This window comes from Longivirga aurantiaca (assembly GCF_042660085.1).
Classification (GTDB): Bacteria; Actinomycetota; Actinomycetes; order S36-B12; family CAIYMF01; genus Longivirga; species Longivirga aurantiaca.
The window spans coordinates 531,684-544,201 of record NZ_JBHSTI010000002.1; the positions used below are offsets into that span (position 1 = coordinate 531,684).

General features: G+C 72.2%; 14 protein-coding genes. 12 read left to right on the forward strand and 2 right to left on the reverse strand.

Annotation, left to right across the window (positions count from 1 at the left end):
* Window positions 1-9: 9 nt before the first annotated feature.
* Together ACFQGU_RS02800 and ACFQGU_RS02805 are read left to right on the forward strand one after the other, a co-directional pair.
* Complete coding sequence (locus ACFQGU_RS02800) at window positions 10-990, forward strand: DMT family transporter (RefSeq protein ID WP_386763825.1); 981 nt, start codon at window positions 10-12, stop codon at window positions 988-990.
* Window positions 991-1,164: 174 nt separating this feature from the next.
* Window positions 1,165-1,596, forward strand: a complete 432-nt coding sequence (locus tag ACFQGU_RS02805; protein WP_386763826.1) for an SRPBCC family protein — start codon at window positions 1,165-1,167, stop codon at window positions 1,594-1,596.
* Window positions 1,597-1,606: 10 nt separating this feature from the next.
* On the opposite strand, the gene ACFQGU_RS02810 is transcribed toward ACFQGU_RS02805, so the two are convergent.
* Both ACFQGU_RS02810 and ACFQGU_RS02815 read right to left on the reverse strand, forming a co-directional pair.
* Entirely contained in the window at window positions 1,607-2,290 is a 684-nt protein-coding gene (locus ACFQGU_RS02810; protein ID WP_386763827.1) for a GntR family transcriptional regulator, read from the reverse strand.
* A gap of 13 nt (window positions 2,291-2,303) precedes the next feature.
* Complete coding sequence (locus ACFQGU_RS02815; RefSeq protein WP_386763828.1) at window positions 2,304-2,807, reverse strand: VOC family protein; 504 nt, start codon at window positions 2,805-2,807, stop codon at window positions 2,304-2,306.
* A gap of 132 nt (window positions 2,808-2,939) precedes the next feature.
* Between ACFQGU_RS02815 and ACFQGU_RS02820 the strand changes: the two genes are divergently transcribed.
* The 10 genes from ACFQGU_RS02820 (at window position 2,940) to ACFQGU_RS02865 (ending at window position 12,497) form a co-directional block, all read left to right on the forward strand.
* Window positions 2,940-5,117, forward strand: a complete 2,178-nt coding sequence (locus ACFQGU_RS02820) for an alpha-ketoacid dehydrogenase subunit alpha/beta (RefSeq protein ID WP_386763829.1) — start codon at window positions 2,940-2,942, stop codon at window positions 5,115-5,117.
* Between the two features lie 3 nt (window positions 5,118-5,120).
* Window positions 5,121-6,377: a dihydrolipoamide acetyltransferase family protein gene (locus ACFQGU_RS02825; protein WP_386763830.1), complete on the forward strand. Its 1,257-nt coding sequence runs from the start codon at window positions 5,121-5,123 to the stop codon at window positions 6,375-6,377.
* A 33-nt stretch (window positions 6,378-6,410) separates the two neighbouring features.
* Window positions 6,411-7,160, forward strand: coding sequence for a sulfite exporter TauE/SafE family protein (locus ACFQGU_RS02830; RefSeq protein WP_386763831.1), 750 nt, complete (start codon window positions 6,411-6,413; stop codon window positions 7,158-7,160).
* 87 nt (window positions 7,161-7,247) lie between these two features.
* Window positions 7,248-8,099, forward strand: a complete 852-nt coding sequence (locus tag ACFQGU_RS02835) for a DUF1206 domain-containing protein (RefSeq protein WP_386763832.1) — start codon at window positions 7,248-7,250, stop codon at window positions 8,097-8,099.
* Window positions 8,100-8,103: 4 nt separating this feature from the next.
* Window positions 8,104-8,817, forward strand: a complete 714-nt coding sequence (locus ACFQGU_RS02840; RefSeq protein WP_386763833.1) for a phosphatase PAP2 family protein — start codon at window positions 8,104-8,106, stop codon at window positions 8,815-8,817.
* Complete coding sequence (locus ACFQGU_RS02845) at window positions 8,814-9,707, forward strand: diacylglycerol/lipid kinase family protein (RefSeq protein WP_386763834.1); 894 nt, start codon at window positions 8,814-8,816, stop codon at window positions 9,705-9,707. The genes ACFQGU_RS02840 and ACFQGU_RS02845 overlap by 4 nt, the downstream gene beginning before the upstream one ends.
* 31 nt (window positions 9,708-9,738) lie before the next feature.
* Window positions 9,739-10,200 (forward strand): DUF3291 domain-containing protein, encoded by a 462-nt coding sequence (locus ACFQGU_RS02850; RefSeq protein ID WP_386763835.1) that lies wholly within the window; start codon window positions 9,739-9,741, stop codon window positions 10,198-10,200.
* Between the two features lie 12 nt (window positions 10,201-10,212).
* Window positions 10,213-11,070, forward strand: a complete 858-nt coding sequence (locus ACFQGU_RS02855) for a bifunctional methylenetetrahydrofolate dehydrogenase/methenyltetrahydrofolate cyclohydrolase (protein WP_386763836.1) — start codon at window positions 10,213-10,215, stop codon at window positions 11,068-11,070.
* Between the two features lies 1 nt (window position 11,071).
* Window positions 11,072-11,404 (forward strand): DUF3017 domain-containing protein, encoded by a 333-nt coding sequence (locus tag ACFQGU_RS02860; protein ID WP_386763837.1) that lies wholly within the window; start codon window positions 11,072-11,074, stop codon window positions 11,402-11,404.
* A 103-nt stretch (window positions 11,405-11,507) separates the two neighbouring features.
* The gene (locus ACFQGU_RS02865) at window positions 11,508-12,497 is read left to right on the forward strand and encodes a malate dehydrogenase (RefSeq protein ID WP_386763838.1); all 990 of its coding nucleotides are present in this window, start codon (window positions 11,508-11,510) and stop codon (window positions 12,495-12,497) included.
* Window positions 12,498-12,518 lie beyond the last annotated feature (21 nt).

The window sequence follows — 12,518 nt, forward strand, 5'->3', positions numbered from 1 at the left end:
TCCCCGCCTGTGGCGGGGAGCTCAGTCCAGCACCTCCACCCGCCGCTGTGGGCGATGGTGCTCGCGTTCACGGTCGGCATCACCAGCGTGGTGCAGGCGCGGAGCAACGGCGAGCTGGCCATCGCCACCGGCGACGGCCTCCTCACGGGGGTGCTCTCGTTGGCGACCGGCCTGGTCATCCTCGTGGTGATCGTGGCAGCACGCGGGTCGTCGCGCCGAGCACTGATCCGCGAGGTCCCCGCGGCCCTGCGCGACGGACGGCTGCGGTGGTGGCACTTCCTCGGAGGCGTCGGCGGCGCCTGCTACATCGGCAGCCAGGCGGTCACCGTGCCGCTTGTCGGCGTCGCGGTGTTCACCGTCTCGTACGTCGCCGGCGTCACCGGCATGTCGCTCCTCGTCGACCGCTGGGGCTTCGGCCCGGGCGGTGCGCGCGCGGTCTCGCGCCGGCGCGTGCTCTCGGCCGTCGGGACGACCCTCGCCGTCGGGCTGGCCGTGTCGGGCCGGCTGCTCTCGGGCGACCTCGTGTGGTGGGCGGTCGGCGCGGTGCTCCTGGCCGGTGCTGTCGTCGCCACGCAGCTCGCGCTCAACGGCACCGTCGCGCAGCGCACCGGCGACCCGATGCCCGCGGCCCTCATCAACTTCATGCTGGCGCTGGTGCTCCTGCTGATCGGGCTCGGCATCGAGCACCTGGTCGGCCATCGCTGGGCGCCGCCGCCGGCGCCGTGGGACCAGCCGCTCCTGTGGCTCGGCGGCGTGACCGGCGTCCTCTACATCACCGTGGCGGCGGTGCTCGTGAAGCCGTTGGGCGTGCTGCTGTTCGGCCTGCTCACCATCGCCGGTCAGCTCACCGGCTCGCTGCTGTCCGACCTGCTGCTGCCCACACCCGGGACGGTCGTGTCGTGGCAGCTCATCGCCGGCGTGCTGCTCGCCGGTGCCGCGATCGGGTGGGCGGCGCTGCCCCCTCGACGCGCCCGGGTCACGACCGCCTGAAGCTCGGCAGGCGCCGGGGGGCTCGGCCACCGATGCCGGTCAGCGGGAGCCTGTCCTCGCCGCCCCCGGGCCGGTACGGTTCGGCGAGCCCACCGCCGTTGCTCGACGGGGCCGTCGCCCGGACATCTCCGGGCGGCACGCGCGTGCCTGTCCTGCTCGCGGAAGGAGCCCGCCGTGTTCCAGGTGGAGAAGAGCGTCGTCATCGAACGGTCGTCGGCGGACGTCTTCGCCTTCGTCGCCGACCAGCGCAACGCGGTCAGGTGGCAGGCCGGCATCACCGAGATCCGCACCCTGACCGAGCCACCCATCGGCGTCGGGACGAGGCACGCGCTCGCCAGGACGTTCCTCGGACGCCGTATGGAGGTGGAGAACGTGTACACGGAGTACGACCCCGACACGTTCGTCGCCTTCCGGACGACCTCGGGCCCGGTCGCGCTGGTGGCCAGCTACCTCGTCGTGCCCCACCCGCAGGGCAGCACGCTCACGTCGTCGATCCAGATGGACGCCAAGGGGTTCCTGTCCCTGGCGGAGCCGCTCATTGCCGCGGGCCTGCGGCGCGACGTGGCCGCGGCCCTTCTGACTCTCAAGGGAGTCCTGGAGACCTGATCCGACGCGATCAGGCGCCGGTGGTGAACAGCTCGGGGTGGCTCTGCAGCGCGACGCGGGTGCGGCGGATGTGACCCTCGAGGAAGCGCTCGGCATCCTCGGCGTCGCGGCGCCGGATGGCGTCCAGCAGCAGCCGGTGCTCGGCGTTCACGATCGCGGCGCGGTCGTTGCCGGCCAGCAGCATGAACGCGCGGCGGTAGTGCTGGGTGGAGTTCCAGAGCCGCACCGTGGCCGAGAGCAGCTGCTCGCTCGGGCAGGCGGAGTACGACGTCATGTGGAAGTCGCGGTCGAGCACGAGGAAGCGGCCGACATCGTCGTTGGCCTCGATCTGCTCCTGGATCCGCTCCATCGCGTCGATCTGCACATCGGTCAGGTGGGGGAGGCTCTCGGTGAGCGTGAGCGGCTCGAGGCGCTCGCGCATCCGGTAGTAGGTGTGCACCTCGTAGAGGTCGAGCGACGGGACGCGCGCGCCCTTGTTGGGCGAGACCTCCATGAGGCCCTCGGTCTCGAGGATGCGGAAGGCCTCGCGCACCGGGATGCGGCTCGCGCCGAAGCGCTCGGCGATGACGTCCTGCAGCAGCCGCTCGCCGGGGGCGAACTCGCCGCCGAGGATCGCCTCGCGCAGCGCGCCCGCGATGCGCTGGCTGCTGACGGGGTCGACGGCCGGCTCGGTCGTCGCGCTGTCCGCGGACACGCCTCACGCCCTCTTAGGAGAACAGCTCGGGATGGTGGTCGAACGCCTTGCCGTGAGGGTACGAGACCAGCTCGAACTGCATACCCCAGGGGGAGAGGAAGTAGACCCAGCGCTGGCCCTCCGAGGCGCTCCTGCTCGCGGTCGGCTCGCCGAGCACGGTGACGCCCTGTTCGTGGAGGTACGCGACGGCGGCGTCGAGGTCGTCGACGTACAGCGCCACGTGGTGGCCGCCGACGTCGCTGTTGCGCGGGACCTCGGTGGCCTGCTCGGGCGCCTCGTACTGGAACACCTCGAAGACGGCCTGGCCGCCGCAGCGGTAGAAGCGCAGCTCGCGCATGACGGTGCGCGGGTGCACGTTCAAGTGGTCGCGCATCCAGTCGGAGTCGTCCGCGGCGAACGGCCCGAGCCGGTACATGTACTCGCAGCCGAGCACGTCCACGAGCCAGGCGTGGGCCGCCTCGAGATCGGGCACGGTGAACCCGACGTGGTCGAGCCGGGTGAGGCCGGGGATCGCCATAGGACCTCCTGATGGATACATGCGAGCGAGTATGAGGGTGGCATACGCACAACTGGCGCGTCCAGGTCTTGCGAATGGATACATTCTCTGCCACCCTCGGCCTACCAGCTCAGCGTGCGAAGGGGACTCCCCATGCCCGAGAACCACCCGCTCGACCCGGCCGTCCCGTGGACCGAGCTCGTCGTCACCGACGCCGACTGGGACGCCGCCGACCCCGCGCTGCTCACGGGCATGCTGAGCCAGCTCGTGCTCATCCGGGCGTTCGAGGAGTTCGTCCTCGAGCTCGCCGGCGAGGGCCTGATCCACGGCCCCGCGCACTCGAGCATCGGCCAGGAGGGCGGCGCCGTCGGCTCGGCGTACTCCCTGCGCACCGGCGACACGGTCAACGGCTCGCACCGTGGCCACCACCAGTTCCTCGCCAAGGTGCTCGCGCACCTGCACCCGGCGGGCATCGACCCCACGCAGCCGTTCCCGGACGACGTCCGCGACGCGCTGCTGCGCAGCCTCCGCGAGATCGCGGGTCTCGACCTCGGCTTCAGCCACGGGCGCGGCGGCAGCATGCACCTGCAGTGGCACGAGGCCGGCGCGATCGGCACCAACGCGATCGTCGGCGGCGGCGTCCCCCTCGCCGCCGGCTCGGCCTGGGCGCACAAGCACGCAGGCACCGACAACGTCGCGGTCACCTACTTCGGCGACGGCGCCATCAACATCGGCTCGACGCTCGAGACCTTCAACCTCGCCGGCGCGTGGAAGCTGCCGATCTGCTTCTTCGTCGAGAACAACCAGTACGCCGTCAGCACCCACGTGGCCGAGGTGACGGCCGAGACGCGCCTGTCGGGACGCGGCCCCGGCTTCGGCATCCCGAGCTGGAAGGTCGACGGCATGGACCCGCTCGCGGTCCACCTCGCGATGCAGCAGGCCCTCGCCGTCATGCGCTCCGGCGGTGGCCCGACCCTCATCGAGGCCGACGTCTACCGCTACTTCCACCAGAACGGCCCGTTCCCGGGCAGCGCGTTCCGCTACCGCAGCAAGGAGGAGGAGGCGCAGTGGCGCGGGCGCGACCCGATCGACACCACCGCCCGCCACCTCGTGCGCCGCGGCATCCTCGCGCAGGAGCAGGTCGATGGCGCGACCGCCCAGGCGAAGGCGCTCATGGCGGGCCTCGGCGAGGTCATCCTCGAGCCGAAGCCCGACGGCAAGCCGAAGGAGCGCCAGATCAAGGCGGCCGAGTGGCCCAAGCCGGAGTTCGTCGACGAGGGCATCCGCGGCGACCTGTCGGAGTTCGACGGCGTGATCTTCACCGACGTCGCGGACTTCGAGGGCCGGCTCACCGAGGTGAAGTTCATCGACGCCGTGGCCGGCGTGATGGGCCGCCGCCTCGAGACCGACCCGCGCGTGGTGATCCTCGGCGAGGACGTGCACCGACTCAACGGCGGCACCAACGGCGCCACCAAGGGGCTCAAGGACGCCTTCCCCGATCGCGTGCTCGGCACCCCGATCAGCGAGAACGCCTTCACCGGCCTCGGCGGCGGCATGGCGATGGACGGGCGCTTCCGCCCGATCGTCGAGTTCATGTACGCCGACTTCATGTGGGTCGCGGCCGACCAGCTGTTCAACCAGATCGGCAAGGCGCGCCACATGTTCGGCGGCGACGGCGCGGTGCCGTTCGTGCTGCGCAGCAAGGTCGCGATGGGCACGGGCTACGGCTCGCAGCACTCGATGGACCCGGCCGGCATCTTCGCGACCGCTCCGGGCTGGCGGATCGTGGCGCCGTCGACGCCTTTCGACTACGTCGGGCTCATGAACGCAGCTCTGCAGTGCGAGGACCCCGTCGTCGTCATCGAGCACGTCGACCTCTACAGCTCGACAGGCCCCGCCGTCGAGGGCGACTTCGACCACGTGCTGCCCGTCGGCAAGGCCGCGGTGCGCCGCGAGGGCAAGGCCGTCACGGTGCTCACGTACCTCGCGATGACCAACTACGTGCTGCAGGCGGTGGAGGAGACCGGGATCGACGCGGAGGTCATCGACCTGCGCTGGCTCGACCGCGCCTCGCTCGACTGGGACACCATCACCGAGAGCATCAAGAAGACCAACAACGTGGTCATCGCCGAGCAGGGCGCGATCGGCACGTCGTACGGCAGCTGGCTCGGCGACGAGATCGCCCGGCGGCTGTTCGACTGGCTCGACGCGCCCGTCGGCCGCATCACGGGCGGCATGGCGTCGCCCAGCATCTCCAAGGTGCTCGAGCGCGCGGCCTTCGCCAAGTCGGAGGAAGCCGCCGCCCGCCTCCGCGAGATCACGGAGGCCTGAGCCGTGCCCGAGATCCTGCGCATGCCGGAGGTGGCCGCCGGTGCCACCGAGGCCATCCTCTCGGCCTGGAACGTGCCGGTCGGCCAGGCGTACTCCGCCGGCGACCTGCTCGTGACGATCGAGACCGACAAGGCCGTCGTCGACGTCGAGGCCGAGGCCGACGGCGTCCTGCTCCGCCTGCTGGCCGAGGCCGGCGCGACGGTCGAGGTCGGGTCGCCGATCGCCGTCACCGGCGCGTCCGGCGAGACGGTCGACGACGCCGCCATCGCCGCCCTAGGCATCTCCTCCCCGACGTCGACGGATGCACCCGCCGCGGCCGTGGTCGCGGCCTCCGTGGCAGCGGCCGCCGCCACGGCGCCCGCGACCCCCGGCGAGCGCGTGTTCGCGAGCCCGCTGGCCCGCAAGATCGCGCGCGACGCCGGAGTCGACCTCGCGGCCCTCGACGGCACCGGCCCCGGTGGCCGCATCCGCCGCCGCGACGTGGAGGCCCACCTCGCCGCAGCGCCAGCGGCATCCGTCGCTGCGCCTGCTGCACCGGCACCCGCGGCATCGCCGAAGCCCGTGGCTGTCACCGGCGATGCCGAGTACGTCGACGAGCCCAACTCCCGGCTCCGCAACGCCATCGCGGCGCGGCTCACCGAGAGCAAGACGACGGCTCCGCACTTCTACGTGCGCGGCTCTGCCCGTGTCGACCGGCTCCTTGCCCTGCGCAAGGAGATCAACGACGGCGGCGACATCAAGGTGTCGGTCAACGACCTCGTCGTGAAGGCCGTCGCGAAGGCGCACACGCTCGTGCCGGCGCTCAACGTGATCTGGACCGGCGACGCCATCCGTCACTTCTCGCGCGTCGACGTCTCGATCGCCGTCGCCACCGAGAGCGGCCTCGTCACCCCCGTCGTGCGCGGCGTCGATCGGCTCTCGCTCGGCGAGCTCGCGGCGGCCACCCAGGACCTCGCCGCCCGCGCGAAGGACAAGCGGCTGCAGCAGAGCGAGCTCGAGGGCGGCACGATCAGCGTGAGCAACCTCGGCATGTTCGGCACTGAGGACTTCGCGGCGATCATCAACCCGCCGCAGGCCTCGATCCTCGCCGTCGGCGCCGCCCGTCAGGAGCCGGTCGTGGTCGACGGCGCGCTCGCCGTCGGCACGGTGATGCACGTGACGCTCTCGGTCGACCACCGCCCGGTGGACGGCGCCGCCGCGGCGGAGTGGATGCGCGCCTTCCTCGGTCTGCTCGAAGCCCCCGCGCGCATCCTCGTGTGACCCGGGGACAGCGGCGTACGGGAGGGTGAGCGCGTGAGCGCCGACCTCGACACCCTCGCGTGGGTCGCCCTGGCGGTCGGGGCGGTGTGCGCCGGGTTCTCCAAGACCGGTATCAGCGGCACGGGCCTGATCACGGTGGGGGTCTTCGCCTCCGTGCTGCCGGCGCGGCAGTCGACGGGCAGCGTGCTGCTCCTGTTCCTGGTGGGCGACGTCTTCGCGCTCATGGCCTATCGCAGTCACGCGCACTGGCCGACGCTGCGGCGCCTCGCCGTCCCGGTGCTCGTCGGCATCGTCGTCGGCGTGCTGTTCCTGACGCAGGTCGGCGACGGCGGGCTGAGGCGCACCATCGGCGGTGTGCTGCTCGTCCTGGTAGCGCTGCACCTCTGGGTCCGGCGCCGCACCGAGCACGGCGACGGCCTGCGCGCACTCCCGAGGCCGGTCACGGTTGCCGCCGGTGCGATGTCGGGCTTCACCAGCATGATCGCCAACGCAGGCGGTGCGGTGATGTCGGTCTACCTGCTCGGCGTGCGCCTCGAGATGCTCGCCTTCCTCGGCACCACGACGTGGCTGTTCTTCCTCATCAACGTGACCAAGGTGCCGCTCTCGCTCGGTCTCGGCCTCCTCACGTGGGACGGCGCGCTCATCGCGCTGCTCGTCGCACCGTTCGTGGTCGTCGGGGCGTGGCTCGGGCGCCAGCTCATCAAGCGCCTCGCGCAGCACCAGTTCGAGTGGCTGGTGCTCGCCTCCACCGTGCTGGCCGGGCTCAACCTGCTCCTGCGCTGAGCGCAGGAAGTCCATGCACGGAGGTGTAGGCGCGTCCGGATAGGGGTACCTGGCCCCCATGCACAATGCCTCCACCCGGGCGCGCGCGTGAGCAGCGACCCCGGCGACAGCGCCCAGGGGACGGTCGGCGACGTCGTCGACGACGTCGCCTCCTCGCAGCCCATGGGGTGGGCGGCGCGCCTCGGGCTGACCGCCCGCGCCCTCGTCTACCTCGTCATCGGCTTCCTCGGCCTCTCGCTGGCCTCGGGCAACAGGGCCGAGCTCGACCAGAAGGGTGCGCTGCGGGAGCTGCTCGAGCGGCCGTTCGGCACGGTGCTCGTGCTGCTGTGCGCGATCGGCTTCGTCGGCTACGCGCTGTGGCGCTTCGCCGAGGCGATCAGCGGGCCGGTCGGCGACGGCGGCAGCAGGTCGGCCCGGCTGAAGTCGGCCGCGCGCGGCGTCGTCTACACGGTGCTCGCCGTGACCGCGGTGACCGTGCTCCTGGGGTCGCGATCGAGCCAGGGTGGCCAGCAGCGCGGCCTCGTCGCCACGGTGCTCACCTGGCCTGGAGGGATGCTGATCGTCCTGCTCGTCGGCGTCGGCGTGGCCGCGGCGGGCGTCGGGCTCGTCGTCGAGGGGTGGCGGCGCAAGTTCCTCAAGTACCTCGACCACGCCGACATGAACGAATCGACCCGCACGCTCGCGCGGTGGACGGGCACGGTCGGGTCGATCGCGCGAGGCCTCGTCGTGATCCTGATCGGCGTGCTGCTCGTGCTCGCCGCGCTGACGGGCGACAAGGAGGACGCCACCGGAATGGACGGCGCGCTCAAGTCGCTGCGCGACCTGCCCTTCGGCAACATCCTCCTGGTCCTCGCCTCGCTCGGCCTCCTCATCTTCGGCGTCTACGCACTGGTGGAAGCGAGGTACCGACGTGTTGGAGTCTCGGGAGCTGAGGCCTGACGACGTGGCCCGGAACGACTCGGACGGCAGCGGCTGGGGCAGGCGCGAGGCGGGCCTCCTCGTGGCCGGGATGCTGGCGCTCACGGCCCTCCTGCTGCTCTGCGGGTTCGCGCTCACCCGGTGGTCGGCGCTGGCCGGCGTACGGGCCTGGGACGTCGACGTCGCCGACTGGTGGGTAAGCATCCGCACCCCCACCCTCGACACCCTGACCGACATCGGGTCGAGCCTGTCCGACACCCCGGTCGCCATCGCAGTCACCGCCGTCGCCTTCGTGGTGCTGCGGCTCCTCACCGGGAGGTGGACCGCGTCCTGGATCGTGCTGGCCGCGATCTTCGGCGAGCTGCTCTACTTCCTGGCCCTCACCTCGGGCGTGGGGCGTGAGCGGCCGGACGTGCTGCAGCTCGACGCCGCGCCCCCGACGTCGAGCTATCCGTCCGGTCACACCGGTGCCGCCGTCGCGCTCTACGTGTGCCTCGCGGTGATCGTGTGGCGGCACCTGTCGAACCGGATCGCAGCCGTCCCGCTCGCGCTCCTGCTCTGCCTCGTCCCCGTGGCCGTGGGGCTGTCGCGCATGTACCGAGGCATGCACTTCGCGACCGACGTGCTGTTCGGCGCGCTCGGCGGCCTGCTCTGGCTGCTCGTCGTGCTGGCCGTGCTGTGGCCGGGCCGCCGACCCTTGACCGACCGGGCCCCCGCCCAGGAAGAAGCCGCTCCGTGAGCACCGTGCCGCAGCGTCCCGCGATCGTGGTGAACCCCACCAAGGTCGACGACGGCAACGTCGAGGCCGTCGAGAAGGCCTTCGCCGACAACGGGCTCCCCATGCCTCGCTGGTACGGGACCACCGAGGACGACCCGGGCGAGGGCCAGGCCCGCCAGGCCCTCGCCGACGGCGCCGACCTCGTGCTGGCGCAGGGCGGCGACGGCACGGTGCGCGCGGTTGCCGCGGTACTGGCGGGTGGGGACGTCCCGCTGGGGCTGCTCCCGGCCGGCACCGGCAACCTGCTGGCGCGCAACCTGGACGTTCCGCGGTCGCTCGACGACGCCGTCGCGGTGGTGGCCGGAGCCGGTCGGCGCGCCGTGGACGTGCTCGAGCTCGACGGCGAGCCGTACGTCGTGATGGGCGGCAGCGGCTTCGACGCGCTGCTGTTCGAGCTCACCTCCGAGGACCTCAAGGCGCGGCTCGGGTGGGCGGCCTACCTGAGCGCGGGCATCCGTGCGGTGCGCGCCGCGAAGGCGTACGACGTCGAGATCGTGACCGACCGCGCCGCGATGACCGTGCCGGCCGTAGGCGTGGTGGTCGGCAACGTCGGCACGCTGACCGCCGGGGTGCAGCTGCTGCCGGACGCCGAGGCCGATGACGCCCGCCTGCACATCGCCGTCCTCACGCCGCTCCGGCTCCGCAACTGGGCCGGGCTCGCCTGGAACCTCGTGCTGCGACGGACCCCCCGGCGCTTCCAGATGCGCACGCTGCGCGCGCGCGACGTGCGGATCCGCTGGCCCGAGGCCCTGCCGGCCGAGCTCGACGGCGACCTCGTGGACGGCCGGGCCGAGCTCCACGTCACCATCCGCCCCGGCGCTCTCACGGTCTGCGTGCCCGAACCCGGATGAGCGTGGCGAGGGCCTGTGCCAGGGTGACGCCATGGCCGACTGGCACCTCGCGCAGCTCAACGTCGCACGGCTCCGCGTCCCCCTCGACCACCCCGCGATGATCCCGTTCGTCACCAACCTGCTCGCGGTCAACGCCGAGGCCGATGCCGCACCCGGGTTCGTCTGGCGGCTCCAGGAGTCGGCGTCCGGCAACGCGACCGACCTGCGCCCCTGGGGCGACGACATGATCGTCAACATGAGCGTCTGGACCGATGTCGAGTCGCTGCGCCAGTACGTCTTCACGCCCGGGCACATCGAGATCATGCGGCAGCGCCGCGCCTTCTTCACCCCGATGGAGACGCCGTACTCCGTCCTCTGGTGGGTGCCGGCCGGGCACATCCCGACGCTCGACGAGGCCAGGGAGCGGCTCGACCTGCTCACGGCCGAGGGCCCGTCGCCCCGAGCGTTCACCTTCACGTCCGAGCACCCGGCAGAGGCCGCCACCGACGCATGACAGGATGCCGACGTGACGGCGACGATCCTCGACGGCAAGGCCACTGCGGCAGCGATCAAGTCCGAGCTGGCGGCCCGCGTGGCCCGGCTCGCGGAGGCGGGCGTCGTGCCGGGGCTCGGGACCGTGCTCGTGGGCGACGACCCGGGCAGCCACTCGTACGTCGCCGGCAAGCACCGCGACTGCGCCGAGGTGGGCATCACCTCGCACCGCGTCGATCTCCCGGCCGACGCCTCGCAGCAGCAGGTCGACGAGGCGATCCTCAGCCTCAACGAGGACCCGACGTGCACCGGCTACATCGTGCAGCTGCCGCTCCCGAAGGGTCTCGACGAGGCGCGTGCCCTCGAGCTGATCGACCCCGGCAAGGACGCCGACGGCCTGCACCCGACCAACCTCGGTCGGCTCGTGCTCAACATCCCGGCGCCGCTGCCGTGCACCCCGCGCGGGATCGTCGAGCTCCTGCGCCGGTACGACGTGCCGATCAACGGCGCCGAGGTCGCGGTCGTCGGCCGTGGCGTCACCGTCGGGCGCCCGCTCGGCCTGCTGCTCACGCGCAAGAGCGAGAACGCCACCGTGACCCTGTGCCACACCGGCACCCGTGATATCGCGGCGCACACCCGAGGCGCCGACATCGTCGTGGCCGCTGCCGGCGTCGCCCACCTCATCACCGCCGAGATGGTGAAGCCGGGGGCCGCCGTCCTCGACGTTGGCATCACGCGGACCGACTCCGGCCTCGTCGGCGACGTCCACCCCGACGTCCGCGAGGTCGCCGGCTTCGTGGCCCCGATGCCCGGCGGCGTCGGGCCGATGACCCGGGCGATGCTCATCCTCAACGTCGTCGAGGCCGCCGAGCGCCAGGCCGGGCTCGCCTGACATGAGCCCCGACGCCGGCGCCGACGCCCCCGTGCAGCCCCCCGAGGCCGCTGCCCGGGAGACGGTGCCGCGCCGGTTCCGGGAGTGGCCGCTCGCGGTCGTGATGGCCGTCGTCCTCGCGGGCCTCGTCGTCGTCGCCTCGGGCCACTTCCGCCGGGGGACCGTGGTGCTGTCCTTCGGCGTCGCCCTCGCGCTCTTCCTCCGGCTCCTCCTCCCGGGCGCCGACGCCGGGATGCTGCGGGTGCGGTCCAAGCGCATCGACGTCGCCGTCCTCGGCCTGCTCGCCGTGAGCGTCGGGGTCCTGTCCCTCTGGGTCCCCCCGCCCAGCACATAGCCCCCGGGGAGGGACTACGCTCTCCCCAGATGTCTTGACGACGAGATATCCACCCGGACCCTGGCCGAAGCCGTCCCGGGGCCGACGACAAGGAGAGCGCGCCATGGCCCGTACCCCCGTCACCGTCACCGTCACCGGAGCCGCCGGCCAGATCGGCTACGCGCTGCTCTTCCGCATCGCCTCCGGCCACCTGCTCGGGAACGACGTCCCCGTGCGCCTGCGTCTGCTCGAGATCACGCCGGCGCTCAAGGCCGCCGAGGGCACCGCGATGGAGCTCGACGACTGCGCCTTCCCGCTGCTCGCCGGCATCGACATCACCGACGACGCGCGCGCCGCGTTCGACGGCGTCAACGTCGCCCTGCTGGTCGGCGCCCGTCCGCGCACCGCGGGCATGGAGCGCGGCGACCTGCTCTCGGCCAACGGCGGCATCTTCAAGCCCCAGGGCGAGGCCATCAACGCGGGTGCGGCGGACGACGTCCGCGTGCTCGTCGTCGGCAACCCGGCCAACACCAACGCCCTCATCGCCGCGTCGCACGCGCCCGACGTGCCGTCGAGCCGCTTCACGGCCATGACCCGCCTCGACCACAACCGCGCCAAGACCCAGCTCGCGAAGAAGGCCGGCGTGACGGTGAACGACATCACCAACCTCACGATCTGGGGCAACCACTCGGCGACCCAGTACCCCGACATCTTCAACGCGAAGGTCAACGGCCGGAACGCCGCCGAGGTCGTGAACGACCAGGCCTGGCTCGAGGGCGACTTCATCCCGACCGTCGCCAAGCGCGGCGCGGCGATCATCGAGGCGCGCGGTGCGTCGTCGGCGGCCTCGGCCGCCAACGCAGCCATCGACCACGTCTACTCGTGGGTCAACGGCACCCCCGAGGGCGACTGGGTCTCGGCCGCGATCGCCTCCGACGGCTCGTACGGCGTCCCCGAGGGCATCATCTCCTCGTTCCCCGTCACCTCGAACGGTGGCGAGTGGGAGGTCGTGCAGGGCCTCGAGATCAGCGACTTCTCGCGCAGCCGTATCGACGCCTCGGTCGCCGAGCTCGTCGAGGAGCGCGACGCGGTGCGCGCGCTCGGCCTCATCTGACCCGCTCGACAGACATCCAGA

Bases quoted from the DNA above. Each gene is read 5' to 3' on its own strand.
- ACFQGU_RS02815 (WP_386763828.1), bottom strand. From the start codon at position 2,807: ATGGCGATCCCCGGCCTCACCCGGCTCGACCACGTCGGGTTCACCGTG.
- ACFQGU_RS02820 (WP_386763829.1), top strand. From the start codon at position 2,940: ATGCCCGAGAACCACCCGCTCGACCCGGCCGTCCCGTGGACCGAGCTC.
- ACFQGU_RS02850 (WP_386763835.1), top strand. From the start codon at position 9,739: ATGGCCGACTGGCACCTCGCGCAGCTCAACGTCGCACGGCTCCGCGTC.
- ACFQGU_RS02860 (WP_386763837.1), top strand. From the start codon at position 11,072: ATGAGCCCCGACGCCGGCGCCGACGCCCCCGTGCAGCCCCCCGAGGCC.
- ACFQGU_RS02865 (WP_386763838.1), top strand. From the start codon at position 11,508: ATGGCCCGTACCCCCGTCACCGTCACCGTCACCGGAGCCGCCGGCCAG.